Below are 21,531 nucleotides of genomic sequence, written 5' to 3'. Positions count from 1 at the left end.
TATCTATATTATTTTAGTGAATCAATCATCAGAATGCGTCACTAAAAATGATACTCAATATACCTATCATTTCGAGAAAGCTCTGCACCGCAAGGTGTAGGGCTTTTTTGTTTATTACTGTCTATCAATATCGACTAAATTGGAGTTCTACTATGTTTACCTTACAAGAGCAAGAATCAACGGTTATCAAAACCAACCTCGTCAATTCCCGTGGTCGTAGTACCTTCTGGCGTTTTTACTTTGGTACTGTGCCAGACTGGCAACGTATTGAAGGCGATATCTTTAATCTGATGGATAAGATGTGTGAGGTCTATCAAGGTGCTTTCTGGGAGTTCAGTATGCTGTCTAATGGCGGCGCATTTATCTGGCCTGATATGCTCGAAACCTCCCTGCAAATGTTTAACCCGCATAACGGAAATGAAGCTGAGTTAAGCCCTGAAGCAGCCGGTATCGCAGTTTGTCTAATGGTGTATAGCATCTGGTCGTTTAAAACCGAGAGTTCTGTGCTGGTAGAGTATTTTTACCAACTTCGTGACTATGCAATGCAACATCCCGAGCAAGCACAAATCTTTCGCCTTATAGACTGATTTATCAGTCACGGTTTTATCTTTCTCCCACCAGCAATCTTCATTTAATCCATTTATCGAATTATTTATCAGTTTAATTATTGAGGAGAACCCCTATGTCTCGTTTAGCTTCCCGTTTTGGCAATGCTTGCTCTATTCGTCGTGACCGCCCGCTAACTACCGAAGAGTTATTTCGCACAGTACCCAGTGTTTTTGGTGAAAACAAACACGGATCCCGCAGTGAACGATATGCCTATATCCCTACGATTACGTTATTAGAAAGTTTACAGAAAGAAGGTTTTCAGCCGTTCTTTGCCTGTCAAACTCGTGTACGAGATGACAGCCGTCGTGATCATACTAAGCATCTGTTACGCCTCAGACGTCATGACCAAATTACGGGCAGCCTAGTGCCTGAAATCATCTTACTCAATAGCCATGATGGCTCATCGAGTTATCAGATGTTACCGGGGATGTTCCGATTCGTTTGTCAGAATGGCCTCGTTTGCGGTGACACGTTTGGTGAGGTCAGAGTACCGCACAAGGGCGATGTGGTAAATAAAGTCATTGAAGGGGCTTATGAAGTATTAGGCACCTTCGATGCCATCGCAGATAAACGCGAAGAAATGCAAAGCTTGATATTACCGCCACCAGCCCAACACATCTTTGCTCAATCTGCTCTCACATATCGTTATGGTGAAGCGCATCAACCTGTGACCGAAGCGCAAGTATTACAGCCACGCCGTGTAGAAGATAAGAAGGACGATCTTTGGACGGTGTACCAACGTTTGCAAGAAAATTTAATTAAAGGGGGATTATCAGGCAGAAATGCGAAAGGTAAACGCGCTCGCACGCGTTCAGTGAACGGTATTGATGGGGATATTAAATTGAATAAGGCGCTGTGGGTGATGACTGAAAAGATGTATGAGTATATTAACAAATGAAGCTCCATTGAGTGCTTAGGGTGGGTATAATGTGGGTAGAGACTAAGGCTCTACCCTATATTAACGCCGTCCTAAAGACTCTAATGCCCATATCATTTTTAAATAAAATAATAAAATGATCACAGCTGAAACGAGTATACTCCAATTGAATAATGTATCTCTTAGTGGGCCATCGATATCGTCTCGTCCTTCTACTAAACCTTCTATACCCTCGTAAATACCATTAGCGCCATGTGCAATTAAAGGAGCTCCGATAATACAGCCAAGCCCTGTTCCACATAATGCACCACCAGCCCACACCATGCCTGCACCACCAAAAATTGAAAGACCATTAGTTAACCAGTTTAGTGATTGTTCCAGTAAGCTTTTCTCTTCCTGCTTTAACTCGGCAGAACCTTGTTCATAACTTTTTTGGCCAGATTCAACTTGATCAACAATAAGATAAGCAAAAGCTTCTACTTGACTTTGGAATGCATTCTTTATGTCTGGATAATAGAGGTGTTTTTCACAAAGCTCATCAGCACAATCAATTAGGTGTTGCGCATCAATTTTAATTTTGTTGCTGTTATTGGCAATAATAGGAGGAGCATAATGATTACTTGGTTGGCTAATTGTTTGCTGAATAGGAGCCTGGGTAGCTACAGGGTTATATGCGCGAGACATCGGTTCATCTTCTTTGCTGTAGCAATCAGTGATCGAGTTTATCAGTCTTGCTTTGCATGGACAGGAGCTAAAGCTATCTAGTGTTCCCGCCATCATTCTGCCATTACCCCATACATTGCTAACGCCACCAAGTATGTTGTATGTCCCAGAATGCTTTCCACAGGTAACTAGATCGCCCTGACGTGCAGCCGATCTTCCATGAAATATAAAAGTATTATCACCCGTCAGAATCTGACTACCGCAAGTTGTTTTATCACCAACACGTAAAAAATAGCCTATAGCCATGTCTGTCCTTAAACGTAATTGCACTTAAGTTAAATGTTATTGTTGAGCAGTGTTAAGGCATTGACAAGTTATTTTTAACAATTACTAAGGATTACAATAGATAAGAGATAGGGTGTTAGTATTTTAATAATGTCCAACAAGAAGGATAAAATGGTATTATGGCAGAAGCTTATATAAGAGAGGGAGTGATGCTAATTAATTTAGTTTTCAAACCCCAAACTACTGAGTATACATTTAAGTATACAAAAAATTATCTGTAAATTTATACTGAATAAAAACAATGCATTATCTGTAAAGCACGAGTCCGGCCTTCGCACCAAAAATCAGACGCTTAGAGCGTCTTTTTTTATGTCTGGAATTCGTGAATTGTTGGTTTTTTCCTTTGTTTTTTCATCTATCAAATTTAAGAATCAAGTAATTATTGTTAATGATGATAGATGTGCGGATATTCGATAGTAGTTAAGGTCGAGCTACCAATATCCTACTCAATAGAATAATTCCTATGGGCGAAGAATAATAAAAAACACATTTTTATCTGATGTTAAGTTATCTTCTGGGGTAGGCAGAAATTGAGTGTTTTCAATTAGTTCCATACCTCTAATGCAAAGCTTTTTATCATTGTTATTATTTTTCTCATTAGGGATAGCTGAAATTAATTTTCCATCGTCGTTGAGGGTAATCTTAATTTCGCACTCTTTTCCCTTATAAAGGTCTACATCATAAAACCGACTTTGAATGGATTTTTTTAAATTTGAAGCATAAATATCCATTGGATGCTTATTAGCTGGGGCTGAGTTTAAATAAGCAGGAAAAAGAATGACAAAAAAAAGAATGTGATTTTTTAAATTAATGATCATTTAATCGCTCTATATTTAATAAAAATAATTTACTTCAACATCTTACGAAGTAAAAAATCAGCTGCATATGCAACTATAGGAATTAAAAATACACCATGTATTACATAAGATGTCATGAACATGTGACCAAGTATCCCAGTGGTTGAACCATTGCTGGAGTACTGACTTGGATTAGTAATATACCAAGCAATTACAGAAAGTATGTAAGGCAAAACGATGTAAAATAAAAAACGATAGCCATTATTTATCTTATTTTTGATGCATAAAAAGAATAAGGGGGCTATAGATAAAAGGTAAATAGCAAAAATGATACTCAATAAGATTTGATGTTGAAATATAGGCACTGTATTCATTGCTTTCGGATACAACCTGAAAAAAAACTCATGAACCATTTCAAGGTAATAAAATAAAATACCTAAAGATAATGAGATATAGGATATTTTAGTAGGCATATTATATTATCAAAGCTCACGTTTTTTTATTAATTTACGAAACAAAAAACTAAAAGTGTAAGCTGTTAGTGGTATTAGCCACACACCATAGATTATGTAGGATACTATAAAAATAGCTTCAAACTCACCGTAACTACTGAGTTTTCTATAAAATTTAACACTGGGAATGTAATTTGTATAGAGCCATGTCATGACAGATAGTAAATATGGCAGCAGTAAAAATGTAATATGTTTATTAATTGTTTTATGGAAGAACAAAAGAATGGACATGAAAATTACTAAGCCAATAAATACAAACATTAACATTTCTAAGTTCTGATGGATTAAGGCAAAATTATCAACTTGTCGAAAAAACGTAAAAAAAACTTGTTTTACCATTGTTAGGTAGAAAACAAGAATGCCTAAGCAAAACGCTATATAGTTATTAGAGCCATTAATTAAGTTAAATTTAGTTTTCATTACATTGTTTTATGAGTTTACGGAAAGAAAAATCCGCAGGGTATGCAATCAATGGGATTAACCAAACACCATGCATTATATATTGAGTAATAAATAGCGCTCCCCAAACACCCGTTGTTGTTCCTAGTTTCTTTCCCAAATCAGGATCAGGTAGAATGTTGATGTAATACCAAGAGATGATTGATAGAAAATAGGGCAGAATAATAAATATAAAATGCTTATTCGGAAATTTTCTTATACAAAGCATAATGAGCAAGACAATTAAGGTAATACATAGCATATCCGTGAGTAAGCTTAAATGATCATCATATTGCCAAAATCGTCCTGGTTTAGGGAATATTTTAAAAAAAATACCTTTAACGGATTCAAGATAGAAAAAGATAATGCCTAGACAGTAAGCAATGTAGGATGCGATATTTCTCTTTTTAATAAGCGCCATTTAGCTTCCACCATTCTCGGCTTGGAAAATATAGATCCATCAATTCACTTTTGAAAGTACTTGGCCATCTCATGTATGCAACAGTTGGTAGCTTACTGAATATCCCTCCACTTGCCCTCAAAGCTTCAGATATTTTTGCAGCACAGAAACCAGGAAAAACACCTCCCATCTCATCTATGATTTGTATTAAATGGTCGGCTTGTTTTTTCGGTATAGTAAATTGAACTATAGAGACATTTGGCCCACTTGCAAGGTGATAGAATAAATAATCATTCCACTCCCACATTGGATAAGGAAATTGGTCATTCGATCCCCTATGAGTTGGTGCGCCATCTTCACAGCGTCGATTATAGCAGCCTGTATATGAGCCTCCTGGATCATAAAGTATGGCGTCTTCTCCATCACCAATAATAAGCCCGACATGTCCTTCCCAGTCTATAGCTATCATCACATAGATATTAATTGGATCTTTTATAAATGCTTCGTTGATAGGTGAATTTGAGGTGATTACTGGTACATTGTGAGTATTATTAAAAACATTATTAACAGTTGATGATGGCTTAGGTGTTGTTATTAACTGCTTTTGTTCAATTTCAACGAAAGATCTTGCTTGGGCTGGCTCATCATCTTTACTGTAGCAATCAGTGATGGAGTTTATTAGCCTTGCTTTGCATGGGCAGGAGCTAAAGCTATCTAGTGTTCCAGCCATCATTCTACCATTACCCCATACATTGCTAACGCCACCAAGTATGCTGTATGTTCCTGAGTGCTTTCCACAGGTGACTAGATCGCCCTGACGTGCAGCGGATCTTCCATGAAATATAAAGGTATTGTCACCGGTTAAAATTTGACCGCCACATGTTGTTTTATCGCCAACTCGTAAAAAATAGCCTATAGCCATGTTTATCACCATTCCTTTGGTTAACTTAAGTGAAATGAGATTGTTGATTATCAATAGGCAATTAACAAGCTATTTTTTATTATTCGGAATAAATACACTCAAAATGTTGTTAGGATTTTTTCTACCGCAGGAATATCGGCGGATGCCCAATCTACTTTTCTTAATTCTTCTTTAGAAAGCCAAATAAAATCAATGTGTTCTGTAAGATTTATCGTTCTATTTGGTAATTCAATGACAAAGCAATGCATTGTAATATCAAAGTCAGAGTAGCTATGTTCGATAGTTAATAAAAACTTTGGGTCGGTAATTGTAATTTTTAACTCTTCATTTAGTTCTCTGGTAATTGCTTCAACAAGTGTTTCACCTACTTCTACTTTGCCGCCAGGGAACTCCCATTTATGGCTAATATAATCTAGCTTCGAGAAGCCCCTTTGCACGGCTAGAAACTTATCTTTATTTTTCAGCACAGCAGCGACGACTTCAATATGCTTCCTGATCATTGGTTGTTCGCTTCTAATAATTCTTTATTTCGGTTTTTTAGAGTCTCAATATCTTCGTCATTATTAACGATATGCATTTTCTTGTGGCAGTTAGGGCATAGGGCTACGGTATTTTCACATGTATCATCACCACCTTTGGAAAGCCAAACGATATGATGTGTTTCCAGATAAGGCTCGCCTTTAGTATTTTTAAACGGAGCGGGTTGAAGACAAAGTTGACATTGTCCTTTCGCTAATCTTTTAGCCAACTCAGCGATCCAAATATTTCTCTCATAATTTGTCGATTGTTGCTGATAACAAGTCGCTACTTTTCCACTTCCAGCTGCTAATTTTTGCAGTTCCTCGATAGGTAATTTTTTTGCTTTACGAGTTCTAATATTATCTATGTTATCTCGATCTTTTTGCTGAATTTGCCGTTCGCCTGAAATTAATGTCAATGGGAAGATATACACTTTTCTAAGCTTTCCTTGCTCATCAGGTTGTGTTTCTTGATACGGAGCGCCGTCAAGAATAACCTCACCCATATAGGTGTACTCTTGGTCTTTAAATACCTCAAATAGGTGAATGGAAACTCCGTTATTTCCTGATTCAGCCAAGGTTTTATTTTGTTGGAAGCTTAGGCTTTGATCACCTTTAGTACCCATGCCGGTATAATGAAGCACATTGTTGGACCATCGGTCATCGTAGATAGATTTGATGTGATTTGAGATAATAATTAAAGTATTTGTTTTGTGGGCACGACGCATACCACCTTGGGGGCTACATCCAAATATTTCACAGAGCTCTGCGTTGTTAAGTTTTGCGCCTATTTTTAGATCATTATATTTATACACAATATTTTTTACTCCCTTCTTAGCATATTCAGAATTAACAAATCTTGAATAATTACTCGCTCAATTAACTTTTATACTTTACAGGTGATAGTTGAGCATTGGAATAATGTGTATGTTTAATTTTGCAGAATATCTTAACGCCTTTGGGTATATGTATGCGTGGTTTTTGATATCTGATAATAGTTATATTGATTCCCGAGATTTACGTTTTATTTAATTTTTATGAAAAATCGTGATTCAACCTCTTCGATTGGGAATATGAAAAGCTTTTTTTCTTTAAAATTTATTGTAACTGCATTATCCGGTTTAAATTAAGGCGAATACTCTATTTATAAATAGAGGTCCTAGCACATAGTCCCTTGATTGAAAGCGTGTGGGTTGAAATATAACCGATCTGTACTTTTCCCTTCTAAAATTGATGCAAAACAAGTTAATAAGCTTCAACCATATTCATTAAGCGCTATCATAGGAAAATCTGTGAAGTATTAAAATATCGGGCTAAAACGACTCTCCCAAGCTCGTTATTGATTCTTCTGACTTAAAATAACTATTGAGAAATACCTATGCAGCTTATTACGTTACCACAGGGGCTAGTTCATGATTAGTGGCTTATTTATTGGTCTACTTTTTGGTGCGCTACTCCAGTCAGGACAATTTTGCTTTGTTTCTGGCTTCAGAAATATTGTTTATCAGAAAAATACGCGTTTTCTTACGGCACTATTGATTGCTATCTCTATTCAAGCGATTGGCTTTTTTGCTTTACAATCAATGGGATTGATAACGATTCCAGAAGGCACATTACCTGTAACTGCCACAATTATCGGTGGCTTTTTATTTGGTGTAGGCATGGTATTAGCAGGTTGCTGCGGCAGCGGGGCTTGGTTCCGCTCTGGTGAAGGGTTAACAGGAACATGGCTCGCATTATTTGCGTTTATTGTCACGATGGCATCCGCTTGGAAAGGAAGTTTAAAGCATTGGATTGACCCGTTATTAACCCACCCAGCACAGATTGATACCATCGATAAAACATTGAACATCTCTCCGTGGTATCTGGTTGCGATATTAATTATCGTCACGATTGGCTTACTGATTTATCAGCATCGCCACCCGCGCTATTCACCTCCGCCATTAGGAAAATATAAGCAATTGCCCCTTAACTTAACAGCGGTATTTATTGGGATCCTCGGGATTATTGCTTGGTATTTGAGTGCGGAAAGTGGACGTAATTTTGGTTTTGGGATCTCAGTGCCTTCTGCGAATGTGGTTCAATATCTTGTCACTGGTCAGCAGCGTTACCTTAATTGGGGAACCTTATTTGTGATTGGTATTTTGGCAGGCTCCATGATCAGCGCCAAGCTCCGAGGTGAGTTTGCATTAACATTGCCCCCTGACGGGAAAACGGTTGTAAAACGCCTAATGGGTGGAGTTGTGATGGGAATAGGGGCAACACTAGCGGGAGGATGCACCGTCACTAACTCACTGGTGGCAACCGCCTATTTCTCTTGGCAGGGGTGGATCTCAACATTTATGGTGATGGCCGGTGTTTGGCTCACAAGTTATTTCATCAGACCGACACAGTGCAGAATATAGGAAAAAAAATGAAGGCAAAATTAGCCATTTTATTATTATCGGTTTGGTTGTCGGGCTGTGATCAGACCGTAGTAAAAGATATTAGTATTGATGAGTTATCGAAGAATCTAAATAATCCAGATTATCTTATTATCGATACCCGACCAGATAGCCTATTTTTTGGTTTTAAAGATAAAGACGCTGCGCGTGGTGGTCATATACAAGGCGCTATGCAATTTACGACGGGCTGGCTGGACTTTATTGATGAAGATAAGTTTACTCACTTCGTGGAAGAAAAAGGAATTACCAAAGAAAAAACACTGGTTTTCTATGATAGCAATCTCGATGATTTAGAACGCGTCACCGCAGAATTTGCAGCTAAAGGTTATAAGGTACTCGCATTTAAAGAGTTCATTAAATATGCCAATGCAGATTATCCGATGGATAAATATCCCAATTATTGGATGAGTGTTTCGCCAAGCTGGGTCAATGCGGCGCTGAAGGGCGAAAAACCAGAAAGCTATACCAGTGACCAAAAGCCTGTCATTTTTGAGGTCTCTTGGGGGGATGCGGAGCAGTCAAAATCATATTCTACTCATATTAAAGGTGCCTACCATTTTAATACTGACTGGATTGAAAATGGGCCAGTATGGAACCTATCCGAACCGAATGTGATTGAACATAACTTATTGAAAAATGGCATTCATAAGGATACGCCAGTGGTGGTTTATTCTGAAAACCAGATGGCCGCATTACGCGTATTATGGGCATTAAAATGGGCGGGTGTGGAAGATGTTCGCTTTCTTAATGGCGGTTTAAATGTCTGGGTTGATGCGGAATTACCAACAGAAACCGTGATGAATATACCTGTACCGATTACAGATTTTGGGACATCTATTCCAGCAAATCCTCAGGTCAACATTTCTATGCCTGCGGAAGCGATACAAGCACAACAAGCGGGATTAAAGCTAATCAGTAACCGTACTTGGGATGAATATACTGGGAAAATTACGGGGTATGATTATATTCCACGTAAAGGCGAGCCTGCTGGGGCTATCTGGGGATTCGGCGGTAAAAACGCGAACGATATGTCTGACTATTATGATCCTGACGGCACGTTACGTAACCCAGAAGAGATATTTGCCCTTTGGAAAACGCAAGGCATTGAGCCATCAGACCACGTTGCTTTTTATTGTGGCACAGGGTGGAGAGCCAGTGTTTCATGGTTTATGACTCAAATGGCGGGATGGGAGAATAGCCAGATCTATGATGGTGGCTGGAATGCGTGGCAAATGGATCCTGAATTACCTGTGCTCAATAATGCGCAGAGTAAAATCACCAAGCCAAGCGCATTGAATGACTTTGGCGAAATCGTGAAAAAACCGGGACAATCTTGTAAAAGCTAATCAGGTCTCTGGTTACACACAAATGAAAGCGGCTTGCATTCACACAGATACAAGCCGCCTTTTTATATGCTACAAATACGAAATTAAACTAGTATATATATTTAATACCAAACACCGCTTGAGTATCACTATAACCGGAATCGCCGAGTTGCTGAGAAACGTTCCCCCACAGGTTCAAGTTCGAGTTAATCTGGCCTTCAATACCGATTTTCACTTCCCCAATATTACGGGTGCCGGCAACATTAAACTGCTCGCCATTCATCTTCACGCCATACTGTTTGCTGTTATAAATCCAGTTGGTTTCGACAAAAGGCTCAAAGTTGCGACCTTTACCTTCATCAATGGCATTGTGGCCATGTAGGTAAGCCCGTAATCCCAGGCGCGTACGGATATTATTTTCTCCGCTGCTACTGACGAGGGTGCCATTAACTTCGGTATGGTCATTCGCTTTCACACCTTGCCACGTCACTTGCGCTTTAGGTTGCAGATAGAAAGTGTTGACCATCTCATTGGTGGTGTATTCCCCCATTTTGAAGGTATAACCGGACTCTACAGAAGCCGTCATGCCTCGGGATTTATATTTTTCGGTGGCAAGCTGATGACCATTAACCTCATGATCAAACCAGTTATACTGCGCCCAAGTATCGACATACAACCCAGATTTATCGGCTTCATTCGCATACCAAGTACCGTAAAGCCCTACGCTGTAACCACTTGTATTACCTTTGGAATCATAGCCATTACGGTGATTTTTGGTTTTGCTGTTCTGGTGAGCGTATCCCGCCATCACACCCACATGGTAACGATTAAGCCCATCGGTTGACCAATCGGCAACATCACCACCCAATTGGATAACGTAACGGTTATCCCGTGTATTTAGCGATCCTTGCGCCACTTGGGAACGGTTAAAGCCACCTACATTGCGTAGCCACATCGAGGTCACTTTGGTTTCGCCCGTTAACGCATCTGTATACTGAGTCTCCCCCAAGCGGTCATGAAGTCGCAGATCAAACAGAGTATTGGCAGCTTGCATATTACTGATGTAAGTCCCCACTTCTGGTCGAGGTGGCGGTTTAACAGGGTCGATAGGTTTAACGGGGTCAACGGGGTCAACGGGGTCAACGGGGTCAACGGGGTCAACGGGGTCAACGGGGTCAACAGGGTCAACAGGGTCGACAGGGTCAACGGGGTCAACGGGGTCAACGGGGTCAACGGGGTCAACGGGGTCAACAGGGTCAACAGGGTCGACAGGGTCAACGGGGTCAACGGGGTCAACGGGGTCAACGGGGTCAACGGGGTCAACGGGGTCAACAGGGTCGACAGGGTCAACAGGGTCAACGGGGTCGACAGGGTCAACGGGGTCAACGGGGTCAACAGGGTCAACAGGGTCAACGGGGTCAACGGGGTCAACGGGGTCAACGGGGTCAACAGGGTCAACAGGGTCAACGGGGTCAACAGGGTCAACAGGGTCAACAGGGTCAACAGGGTCAACAGGGTCGACAGGGTCAACAGGGTCGACAGGGTCGACAGGGTCAACAGGGTCAACAGGGTCAACAGGGTCGACAGGGTCAACAGGGTCTACCGGCGGCTCCACATACAAACTGGTCAAATACCAGTTTTTATAATTCGTACCTGGAACATAGCCACCTCGCAGTAGCGTGTAATCATAAGCGCCCGCAACAATACGCCCGCTTTGCTTAAACTCCCCAAGGGAGCGACCAGCTACGGTAATCAGCTCAATGCCTTTTTCCGTTTGTGCACCTTTCCCATGGATATTATTCACATAAACCGTGGTATTGCCGGAGCTATCGCCATTAATGATTAATTTATCTGTTTTTGAATCATCGCCACCCAGTTCAGTATTGAAATAGAGAGAACCATTATCAGCTTTATAACCATTAAGAATATTCAAATGCGTTTGTGTTTGGTTGTCCCTTGAAAGCTTAACGACTCCTCGGTTATCCAGTGATGAAATTGTTTGGCCAAATCCATTGAGGTCAAACTGGCTGAAGTTTTTAACATCGACACGGCTTCCAAAGGCGTTTTGATTACCTGCTTTTAACGCGCCATTGTTGATAACCACAATGCCACTATGCAGGTTGTTATCTCCTGCAAACGTAATAGTGTTGGTATTGTTTTTTACCACATTGATGGTATTAATCAGATTCGGGGCAAAATCATTATCATTTTGATAATTGAATACTAACCCCGCCTGCATAGGACGTATATCGTCATTAAACCGGTAGTTATTTTTGCCTGTGAAGCCTTCGATACTCTCGGTATTTAATTCACCTGCTAAACCACCATCACCATGATAAATAACGGCATTAAAGTAATTACTGTCTTTGTTTAAGTTGATTTTGTGGGTGGTGACATTCCCGCCAGCCAGCAGGTTCAGAGTACTTTTTCCTAAAATATTTGGGAGAAGCTTTGTTTTGCCGAGGGTTATCTCTTCGGCAGAGACCAAGCCACCGTCTGCAATGGTGATTTCATGGTTGACGTTATCCCCTAAGATGAGGTGGTTTTGAGCGGTGATTTTTGATTGCTCACCAGTCACGATTACGGTTGGATGCGGCGTGTTGATGTCGTAAGGGTCAACCGTTGCGGACTCTCCTGTACCCAAAGTGATATTTTTAGCGTTTATTTCAGCGCCATCTTCGACAGTTAATAAGCTGCGTAAATTTCCTCCGGTGGTAAAATCTTCAGCCACATCAATGGAGGAGCCTTGACCTGAAATTAATAAGGAGACAGGGGAATTAGCACTCCACATTTTATGTACACCGGCATGAAAGTTTTTCGCTTTAATTTTACCGCCAGACAAAATATTCAGTTCACTGGGTGTATCAGGATCGGCATTTCCAAAGTTTTTGGCAAAGTAAACGTCTTCTTTAACGTTTAATAATCCGTTATTTTTGATATTTAAAACGGTTTTTAGGGATGCTTCGTCATAATTTGCTCTCATATCATGCATGACGACATTTTCAGCTTCAATAACACCGTCATTATCAATATTGATTGTAACAACGCCAATTGGGAATCGATTACTATCAAATGAGGAGGCTGTTAAGTCTTGATTAACCTTTAAGATGGAACCTTTGCCATCGACATTTAAGGTATATTGCGCTTCTTCGTCTAGATTGGTGCCCCGATAATTACCCATAGAAAATTTATCGGTATAAACTTGAGCACCATTAATAATATCAATACCTGACTTTGAGGGGGTTTTTGTGTATCGGTTATGAACGCTGATAACACCAAGATTCAAGGTATTTTTGTTATTCCAGATAGAATCGCTACCAGAAACCGTCACACTTCCTGACTCCCCGAAATAATCAGTGATCACTGTGTTATTGGTTTCTAGTGTTCCAGATTTAATAAGAACTTTCCCATTTCTTATATATAAATTATCAAGATCTAAAATTTCATTTTTATCATCTAACTCTTTGACTTCACCATTTGTAATGGTGGCAGCATGACCTGTTGAAGCCATGATAAGTAAAAGAAGATAATTTACGGGGTAGTAGCGTTTTTTATTTTTCATGTGAAACCATCCTTGACGTTTAATTTTTATAAATTAAATCAAGTTATTAGCAATGTAATGATGCCCAGCGAGCTGTTAGGCTACTGATGCAGTTACGGGAATATTTAAATTATTTTTAAGCTCTTATAATTAAATTAATGAGCATTGAATTTATTGGTGAATTTTTTAGCCTTTAATAAAGTTGTCTAAATTGGACTGATTAAGTGAGAAAGTTAATGACAATGTTATCGTTTGGAACTGTATGTCTAATTTATAATTCGAATAACTATAATAGGTATAAAGAATACTTATTTTGTATTAGAACTATAATTTCGAGAACTATAATCAAGCTAGTTATTATTTTCCAAGTGTTTTATTCAAGGATTAACACTCGTGATCCTTTTATCTAAATTAATAAAATAAATGGTTTTTAATTTTGAAAGTGGAATTAAAACGGTTTTTAATCCTAATGTTAAGAGTGAGAATGATTCTTTGTCATTGATTTGCATTAAGATAATTCTTAATTAAGATTTGTTTTATCTACGTGATTTTTTAATTAAGTAATTTGTTTTCATCTGTTCTGGTATTACCAGTTTTATTTTTTAAAAATAATGAGGGATATATTTTTTATTTTTTTAATGGGTTTTTTGATAGATTTAAATATTAATGAATTGATATGAAAAATAATTTCTTGGCTATATTTTTTATATGAAAAATAAATTCTTTTATGGCTTAAAAAATATCTAATCGTTCCCAAATACTTTTCGCCATTGCATCGGGCTAACTCCAAATTTATCTTTAAATACTTGTCTAAATGTCACGGAGGATTGAAAACCCGCTAATTCAGCCACGCGTTCAATAGAGAAGGCTGAGCTTTCCAGAAGTTCTTGGCTGCGATTCAAGCGTGCAACGGTTAACCATTCGCCGATGCTAATGCCTGTCGCTTTTTGAAAATGACGAGTGAGGGTACGACGGCTCATGGACATTTTACTGGCGAGCTCATCAATAGAGTGGGGGAGTTGTAGGTGATTTAGCAGGTAATCGAGAAGCTGATTAATGCGTTGGTCACTGGTGTTACGGGGAATAAGCTGTTCAATATATTGTGTTTGACCACCATCTCGATGGGGTGGTGTTACCATTCTGCGCGCCATTTCATTGGCTATCTTGGCACCAAAACGTTGTCGGACAATATGCAAACAACAGTCTAGGGCGGCGGCGGTTCCTGCGGACGTTATTACGCCATCATCTTCGGTATACAGCACATTGACATCTAATTTGGCCTTTGGAAATAACTGCTGAAATTCTTGTTCAAATTTCCAATGGGTGGCGGCTTTATGACCATCGAGTACACCAGCATAGGCGAGCACAAAAGCGCCCAGGCATAAACCTACCAATAAGGCGCCATTTTGTTTTGCCTCATTAATTGCAGTAAGTAAGGGCTCACTAGGGCGCTCATGGATCTTCTCCCAAAATGGGATCACCACAATATCTGCGGTTTTGAGGGCTTCGAAGCTGTATTCTGCATTGACCGCAGTTCCCTCTTTTGACCAGACTAACCCCGTTGTTTCAGCACATATTTTTCGTGAAAACAGGGGGATGTCTGTCATCATATTGCCAAAGAAAATCAAAGGAACCGACAAATGGAAGGTGCTAAACCCTTCTGTGACCACAATTGCAACGGTGGTTGTTTTCATTGAACGTTCCTTTATGGCAGTAAGTTATGGGAAACAACGGTAGTAGTAATTCTATATAGAGACAGTTTCACCGTCTTTCGGGGCAAAAACCGCGTCAGCCAAACCGTTTACAGCGGCATAATCGAGCAACTGTTGCCGAGTGACTAAGCAGTGATTAATGGCTTCCATATGGGTACCAATAATCTTTGCATTTGGTCTTATCTGCCGTACTTTCAGCATATCTTCTTGCCCAAAAATAATCGAGCCGTATCCCAAGATATGCGCCCAACCAGTGTTCATGATCACCACATCGGGCGCATGAGCCGCTAAGTTATGTTCAATAGCGGAAAACCAAATGGAATCCCCCATTAAATACAGCACTTGTTCCGAAGGATGTTTAAATATCACACCGGAAGCATCTCCCAATCGTTCACTTAAAACGGGGTTTTCATAAGCAAGGTCAGAACCATGTTGGCATTGGGTTTTAATTAAATGGATCCCTGCAAACTCAGTGGACTCAGACAAAATGCAGAGATTAGTGAATCCTTGGGAAGATAATAGCTGTTTATCGTGCTCATTCTGAACAAAGATGAGTTTATCTTTCGGAATAGCTTTTACAGCGGCCTCATCCCAATGGTCTAAATGGGTGTGCGTAACAATAATCGCATCGACATCCAATAGGCTATTAATGTTGCAAGGTAGGTCAACCATAGGAATACGAATGTGCGCGTTGGCTGTCCCTTCAAATCCGGGATAGCTTCCCTTTTCCCCTAACATGGGGTCGATAAGAAATCTTTTGCCCGCATAGTCGATGATTTGTGTAGCATTGCGAATTTGGGTAATTTTCATAAAAACCGCCTTATTAAGTGAGTTGATAAGCGCGTGGCTCAATAAGGCGATTATGATGTTTTTGGGCAAAATCACCGCAACCATTAGGACAATTAGCGATGAGATTGGGTCAGGTTAGTTAAGTATTTAAATGATCTAAAAAAAGATTCTTACTTTTCTGCCCGCGGTGACAATGAGGGGGAATAGGCCTCATGAGGCCCTTTAAATTGATAAATTCGGCCATTTTCGTTTATTTTTGCAGTTTCATTTAGTGCATCTCTTTCGGTATATCCGTATACCTCAGTTAAAGTGGAAAAAATATGGTAAAACTCATTTCTCATATCAGTCACAAAAATACCAGGGTCGTCAGAACCCAAAGAAACCAGCATTTTCCTATCCCCTTCAATAATGCGTTCTGGAACTTGTATCCAGCGGAAAACATGGTGTTCTTTCATCGAACTATAAAGGCTAATACGCACATTACTGGTCGGTAGGGTCTCAATGATGATTTGTTTCTTAGCCACAATACCTTGCACAAATTGTTGCGCCTTAAGTAACATTTCATAGGTAACCGCATCGAGGTCGAATTCTTTTTTTTTCTCATACTGTTCAATAATTTTTCTATTGAACCAGCGCTTTTCTAAAATAGATAATACTCTGTCATCAATACCTTTGAGTAAATTGTATTCTTCATTTTTAGACCCCAAATGGAGCTTGTTGGGATCTTGTAATTTATCTTGGACTATTGTTGGTGAAAGGCCTCTGTAATTAAAAAACAGCTGTAAATTATCTAGTTCAATATTTTCATTGAATATTAAGTACGATAACTGATTGATTTGCGATTCTAAATGGGAAAGTGAAAAACTCACTGATGGGTCATTTAAAGAAATATGACGAAGGAAAAGTAAGTTTTCTAGCCAACTACCTTGTGTTAGGAATAAGCTATCGGGCATCTGGTTTATCCAGAATTTAGGGGAAATACCGATAGCCGTTGCGTGTCCTAAGCGATCTCCATTTTTGAGATCCAAAAATGTTATGGCCTCATAAACAGCACGAATACCATTTAACAGATGTTCGAAATCTTCCCCTACATGGTAGGTAAAATGGCGAATATCGTTACGTCGACAATAGCGATATAATTCTGCAAATACTTCCGGAGGTGCTTCTAGCTCATTGGCTGCAGCGTCAATTCCAGTAATAATATTTCTTAGTTTAGGATTATTATTTAATAATTCGAACAGTAAAAATGCATTTTCCATGACCACTTTTCTAACATTATAGTGGTGTGGTCCTTCGTTTCTTTTCCATGGTAATTTGATGAAATGAGCCACCAGTTTGAAGTTTGGCCTTTTATATTGAAGCACTTCTTCAGCAAGTCGGTTTAAGTCGCAATTATTATTGATTGGACTTTTACCTTGGGCATAAGATAAAAATCCCCGAAGTATAGCACTGATGAGGTGTTCATTTTTTTCTGATTTGTTTTTAGGTGCAAACCGCCCTTCCAGTGTTGCTAAATCTGGGCGCCCATTTGATTTGGCACCATGTAACTGATGGAATCTGGCCTCGTAATCTTTTTCGTATGTTTCACGTATTCCGGCATCGGCAAATTTTTGAAATTGATCAAATCCATACTGGTCATTGCGTTGGACTAATATGTGTTGAAAATTATTTAAGCATAAAAGATAGAGTAAATAGCAAATATCAAAAGCATCAGAAGGTTTTTCTTTTAACTTGGCCAAAACAGAAATATGAAAGTCAATTTCTGTGATGTGAGCCCAATGATTATCTTGATGAAAAAAATCACTGTCTAATGAAAAAGAAACGGCACCTTCATTAAAATTAGTATTCTCATTTTTGAGTATGTGATAAACAGAATCTTTATATGAATCAATATTACTGTGTGATTTCACCCATACCAGTAGCAACTGACGTAGCCTTCGAGCAATTTTGAGTAACCGTTCATAATCTTTAGGGTGATTTAAAACATTGTTAACAGCGTAAAGTAATTGAACTCTAGGTTTTTTATATTCAGACTCTAAGTCTTGAAGAATGACGTTTGGGTGGCATAACGAAAAATGCCACATAGATTCCAAGGGAGTGGTTCCGTTCAAATGCATATGGCTTTCATTTAAGCCATGTTGCTCAATATAATCTTCAACCAAAGGATGGGTAGGGGAAATAAGTGTTCGAAAACCAAATAGGCCTTTGAGTTTAAGGTGACGAGCCGCGGGGATATCAATTTCCTCTTTATTAAATAAATTAAATCCTTCCATTTTTGCAGCGATGACGGGTAAGCCAGATTGGTTCGCGAGCCAATTTTGCCATTCAGAAAAACGATCAAGCCGTATCGCCAAGTATCGAGGATCTGTGACGAAGTGATAACGCGCAACTTGGTTAAGCAATGCTCGGCTAAGAGATTTCTCTTCCTCTTTTCTGCTCCAAAGGTTTTCCCAATGCTGATGAAACACTTGGTCGATATGCAGCGAGTTACTTTTATGCCAACTGGCATAAGCAATTTGCTTTATATGTTGAGTATGCTCTTTGAGCAATGACCTACCACGCATAAGATCAGGTAGTATGCTACAAAGCATTTTGTAAAGTTCTGGCTCTGAAAGTAAATGAGTATTAATGAACATATTTTCCCCTATCTTATTTTTTTCTAAAGCAGCCCATGATAGGGAGTTTAGATATCTGTAACTTTAAGGGGTTAAGTTTATTAGTTATGGATGTAAATTCGCTTTTTAAAATAGCTATAGGTTTGGCTAAGTTCTCATTATGTTTTGTATTTTCTATTTCTTGCTTGAAAACGCTTTCTAAAATATCTGACAGGAATACAAAACTATTTCTTTCTGATGGTACATCTATAAACGGCCATAGTAGTGGGCATGTGATAAGTTTAAATGTTAATGGTAAATCATCGATGAAACTAATATTCTCATTTAATATTTCATTAATGTTATTAATTAGATGTATTGATGACTTATTAGTATTTCTTGCTTTGGATAGAATGTTATTATTACTCTTTTTAATTGCTTTGCTATGTCGATACTCCTCAATTAGAGTAGAGTTTATTAGTCCAATAATAAATCTTGAGAATAACTCACTTATCAGAATATCACTATATAACACATCATTCCTTTCTGTTTGATACATTCGTCTTTCTGATGTTTTTTCTGATATTTGCCTAAGTGTATAATTAAGTCTTACCCATATTTTCCCTATGAGAATAGAAGAGGGTTTGAAATCAACTGTTATTTCCTTCCAAGCATCTATTAAATTTTCTAGTTTTTCAGCATGATTACTGGAAGAAAATTTGGCATCATCTAAATCACTGGTGTTATTACTATCTAAGTCTATATCATCAATAAATTCCTTACTACCAGTTGTTTTCCCTGAAAGAAATTCAGGGTAACTATATGTTTGAATCAGCGTCAAATTTTCAACATTAATATGTTCATTATCATTAAGTATTTCAGATAGGGATGCTAATAATCCATGTACAGAAATATAGTCACGGCTTTCAGTCGTTGTTGCAGCAGAGTGGGATGAAATGAGAATTGTTTTCGCAGCTAGATAATCTACAAAATCCCAAGTAGTATCATTATGTGTGTTAGATAAAGATTCTAATGAATAATATTTTTTCTCTGATTTATCGCTTGTGGAGTCAATTATATTGAGGCTTTCAATTAAATATAAAAACTCATTTTCATTAAAAGATGGTAGTTTTCTTTTAGGAACTCTAATTACACCAGCTATAATAGCTTTGCTTCGTAATACATCATATTGGTCTAATATTATTGGGCTGAAATGCGCAGCTAAACTAGTGATTTTTTCATTTCTGTTAAGTCCAATATAATCTAGGTAGTCATGGAAATCATTTTTTTCTTTTAAGTTTCCTGCAACGTAAGTAAGATAGATACTAGAAACTGCTCCTCCAGCTAGCATGAATTTTATAGCATTACTTATATTTGAATTACCATTATCTTTAGTTTCAAACATACTTGAAATTGTTGATGATATGTATAATTTAGCTGCGTTGTAACTAGATAGTTCGTAATTACTATCAGGTCTTGAATAATAGCCAGTTTCCAAATCACCATGGCGATAAAGTAAATTTACCAGTTCAAAGCAAATAGAATTAATATGCGACATGGATTGTGCGATGTTATCTAATTGTATTTTTTCTTTAACTAAAGAGCCTATGAAACTATGGTAAAGTATTTTCTTAAATTTCTGTGGGTAATTATGATAGTTATCGTTTTCGGATTTAGTTTCGTCAATCATTGTTTTAATTAATTGAACTGTTGTTCTAACTGGTTGATTAATTAAAAAATCAATGTGAGAACTTAAATCAGAGCTATTAATGTACAACGAATTTGACAATATTTTCTCAAGTAATTCTTTTATTCTACTATGAACTATTTCATTGTTAATATTACTTCTATATTTTATTAAAACTTCATTTTTTCTAATTATTTCATCTAGTTTTTTTAAGTTTATTCGTTGTTCAATGGGTAAAACTTTCAATAAGTACTGTTGTTCTAAGTGGCTCACTAATGTGAGATCATCAATTGAATTTTTATCGGCTGAAACTTCTACAATTTTATTATTTCGAATTATATGACTATATAGCTTTAAATCACCTGAAAGTAAGATAACTAGCTTTGGATGAGTTAAGTAACAACGTATCACCTCTAGAATTTCATTTGCTTTATTAGTTTTTGTATCTACATCATCGATAGCAATGATAAATAAATCACAACTAAGAATTGATGAAATAGTGTCAATAAATTGATGAAAGTGTCGTTCGAGGGATTGCCCACTAGAAGATTTACTGAGGGCTTTATTCAAAAACCAAGCTGCGTCATATTGATGTACTTGACTATTAGATGATAGTAGCTTTAGTCCTTCAGCCATTTCTTCAAGACTTATTCTAAACTTCAGGTGCTTATCTTCATCTTTGCAGCAGGTTAGAGAGTCATTAATTAACAGAGATAGTTTAGCAACAATATCGATTAGAACATGTTGATTAGTTTCGAATAATGTTGGATCAATCAAGGGAAGCGGTATGAATTTTTTATTAGTATTTTTGAATTTATATTCATCTAATATTGAACGAAGAAAGGTTGTTTTCCCACCTCCTCTTTCTCCGTGAATAAAAATTGTATTATTACCTCTCATTAGGTCAAATAAATTTTTATTTGGATCTCTATTTTTATATTCATTGGCTAACGATTGAAATGAATTAAGTATTTTTTTGACTTGTTCCAAACTATCAATTTGTAAATTTTGAGAGCTATCAATGTGTTGATCATTTAATGCTGAAGAAAGATCTAAAATAATTTCACTATTATTACTGCTCATTTTTTATTCCATTAATAAATATTAGTTTTCTTTATTTTACGCTAACACTTATTAAAATAAATATGAATAGTATAATAAAAATCTGAGTAATATTATATTGTTAGACTTATCTCACAATAATTATTTAAATCTGTTATTTTCGATTTTTCAGTGATTAACTTTAAGAACTGAATGTTAATAATTTTATTTGGATTTATATTCTGATTTATTACAGAATTAAGCAAGAATAGATGTTAGTTTTAAGTGTCAATATTTCAATTATGAATTATCACTTA

Annotated in this window: 15 protein-coding genes; 4 read left to right on the top strand and 11 right to left on the bottom strand. The window is 37.7% G+C overall.

From position 1 onward, the window contains the following. The first annotated feature begins 152 nt into the window (after window positions 1-152). Both ACIH2S_RS17400 and ACIH2S_RS17395 read left to right on the top strand, forming a co-directional pair. Entirely contained in the window at window positions 153-587 is a 435-nt protein-coding gene (locus tag ACIH2S_RS17400) for an antirestriction protein (RefSeq protein WP_272685975.1), read from the top strand. 95 nt (window positions 588-682) lie between these two features. After that, a complete protein-coding gene (locus ACIH2S_RS17395; protein WP_430247798.1) occupies window positions 683-1,507 on the top strand; it encodes a DUF932 domain-containing protein in 825 nt (274 codons plus the stop codon). Between the two features lie 60 nt (window positions 1,508-1,567). Here ACIH2S_RS17395 and ACIH2S_RS17390 read toward each other — a convergent pair whose 3' ends face one another. The 6 genes from ACIH2S_RS17390 to ACIH2S_RS17365 form a co-directional block, all read right to left on the bottom strand. Then, window positions 1,568-2,455 (bottom strand): PAAR domain-containing protein, encoded by an 888-nt coding sequence (locus ACIH2S_RS17390; RefSeq protein ID WP_181468792.1) that lies wholly within the window; start codon window positions 2,453-2,455, stop codon window positions 1,568-1,570. Window positions 2,456-2,955: 500 nt separating this feature from the next. Next, on the bottom strand, window positions 2,956-3,312 hold the full coding sequence (locus ACIH2S_RS17385; RefSeq protein WP_430247796.1) for a cell envelope integrity TolA C-terminal domain-containing protein: 357 nt from the start codon (window positions 3,310-3,312) through the stop codon (window positions 2,956-2,958). Window positions 3,313-4,212: 900 nt separating this feature from the next. After that, on the bottom strand, window positions 4,213-4,662 hold the full coding sequence (locus tag ACIH2S_RS17380; RefSeq protein WP_108478872.1) for a hypothetical protein: 450 nt from the start codon (window positions 4,660-4,662) through the stop codon (window positions 4,213-4,215). Then, the gene (locus tag ACIH2S_RS17375) at window positions 4,649-5,563 is read right to left on the bottom strand and encodes a PAAR domain-containing protein (protein WP_320205282.1); all 915 of its coding nucleotides are present in this window, start codon (window positions 5,561-5,563) and stop codon (window positions 4,649-4,651) included. The genes ACIH2S_RS17380 and ACIH2S_RS17375 overlap by 14 nt, the downstream gene beginning before the upstream one ends. Window positions 5,564-5,661: 98 nt before the next feature. After that, on the bottom strand, window positions 5,662-6,063 hold the full coding sequence (locus ACIH2S_RS17370) for a (deoxy)nucleoside triphosphate pyrophosphohydrolase (RefSeq protein ID WP_108478873.1): 402 nt from the start codon (window positions 6,061-6,063) through the stop codon (window positions 5,662-5,664). After that, entirely contained in the window at window positions 6,060-6,896 is an 837-nt protein-coding gene (locus ACIH2S_RS17365) for an HNH endonuclease (RefSeq protein WP_430247794.1), read from the bottom strand. The genes ACIH2S_RS17370 and ACIH2S_RS17365 overlap by 4 nt, the downstream gene beginning before the upstream one ends. A gap of 597 nt (window positions 6,897-7,493) precedes the next feature. Here ACIH2S_RS17365 and ACIH2S_RS17360 point away from each other — a divergent pair. Together ACIH2S_RS17360 and ACIH2S_RS17355 are read left to right on the top strand one after the other, a co-directional pair. Beyond that, window positions 7,494-8,486: a YeeE/YedE family protein gene (locus ACIH2S_RS17360; RefSeq protein ID WP_349488083.1), complete on the top strand. Its 993-nt coding sequence runs from the start codon at window positions 7,494-7,496 to the stop codon at window positions 8,484-8,486. 8 nt (window positions 8,487-8,494) lie between these two features. Then, a complete protein-coding gene (locus tag ACIH2S_RS17355) occupies window positions 8,495-9,871 on the top strand; it encodes a rhodanese-like domain-containing protein (protein WP_154637186.1) in 1,377 nt (458 codons plus the stop codon). A gap of 88 nt (window positions 9,872-9,959) precedes the next feature. Here ACIH2S_RS17355 and ACIH2S_RS17350 read toward each other — a convergent pair whose 3' ends face one another. From ACIH2S_RS17350 to ACIH2S_RS17330, 5 genes are all read right to left on the bottom strand, one after another. Then, on the bottom strand, window positions 9,960-13,412 hold the full coding sequence (locus ACIH2S_RS17350) for an autotransporter outer membrane beta-barrel domain-containing protein (RefSeq protein ID WP_430247793.1): 3,453 nt from the start codon (window positions 13,410-13,412) through the stop codon (window positions 9,960-9,962). A gap of 722 nt (window positions 13,413-14,134) precedes the next feature. Continuing rightward, a complete protein-coding gene (locus ACIH2S_RS17345) occupies window positions 14,135-15,085 on the bottom strand; it encodes a GlxA family transcriptional regulator (protein ID WP_430247792.1) in 951 nt (316 codons plus the stop codon). A 51-nt stretch (window positions 15,086-15,136) separates the two neighbouring features. Beyond that, a complete protein-coding gene (locus ACIH2S_RS17340) occupies window positions 15,137-15,913 on the bottom strand; it encodes an MBL fold metallo-hydrolase (protein WP_430247791.1) in 777 nt (258 codons plus the stop codon). Window positions 15,914-16,062: 149 nt separating this feature from the next. Further along, complete coding sequence (locus ACIH2S_RS17335) at window positions 16,063-18,528, bottom strand: hypothetical protein (RefSeq protein ID WP_430247790.1); 2,466 nt, start codon at window positions 18,526-18,528, stop codon at window positions 16,063-16,065. Between the two features lie 13 nt (window positions 18,529-18,541). Next, the gene (locus tag ACIH2S_RS17330) at window positions 18,542-21,256 is read right to left on the bottom strand and encodes a hypothetical protein (RefSeq protein WP_430247788.1); all 2,715 of its coding nucleotides are present in this window, start codon (window positions 21,254-21,256) and stop codon (window positions 18,542-18,544) included. Window positions 21,257-21,531: the final 275 nt, after the last annotated feature.

The organism is Providencia lanzhouensis (assembly GCF_050469745.1).
Taxonomy (GTDB): Bacteria; Pseudomonadota; Gammaproteobacteria; order Enterobacterales; family Enterobacteriaceae; genus Providencia; species Providencia lanzhouensis.
This window is presented reverse-complemented; position numbering and strand designations above follow the sequence as displayed.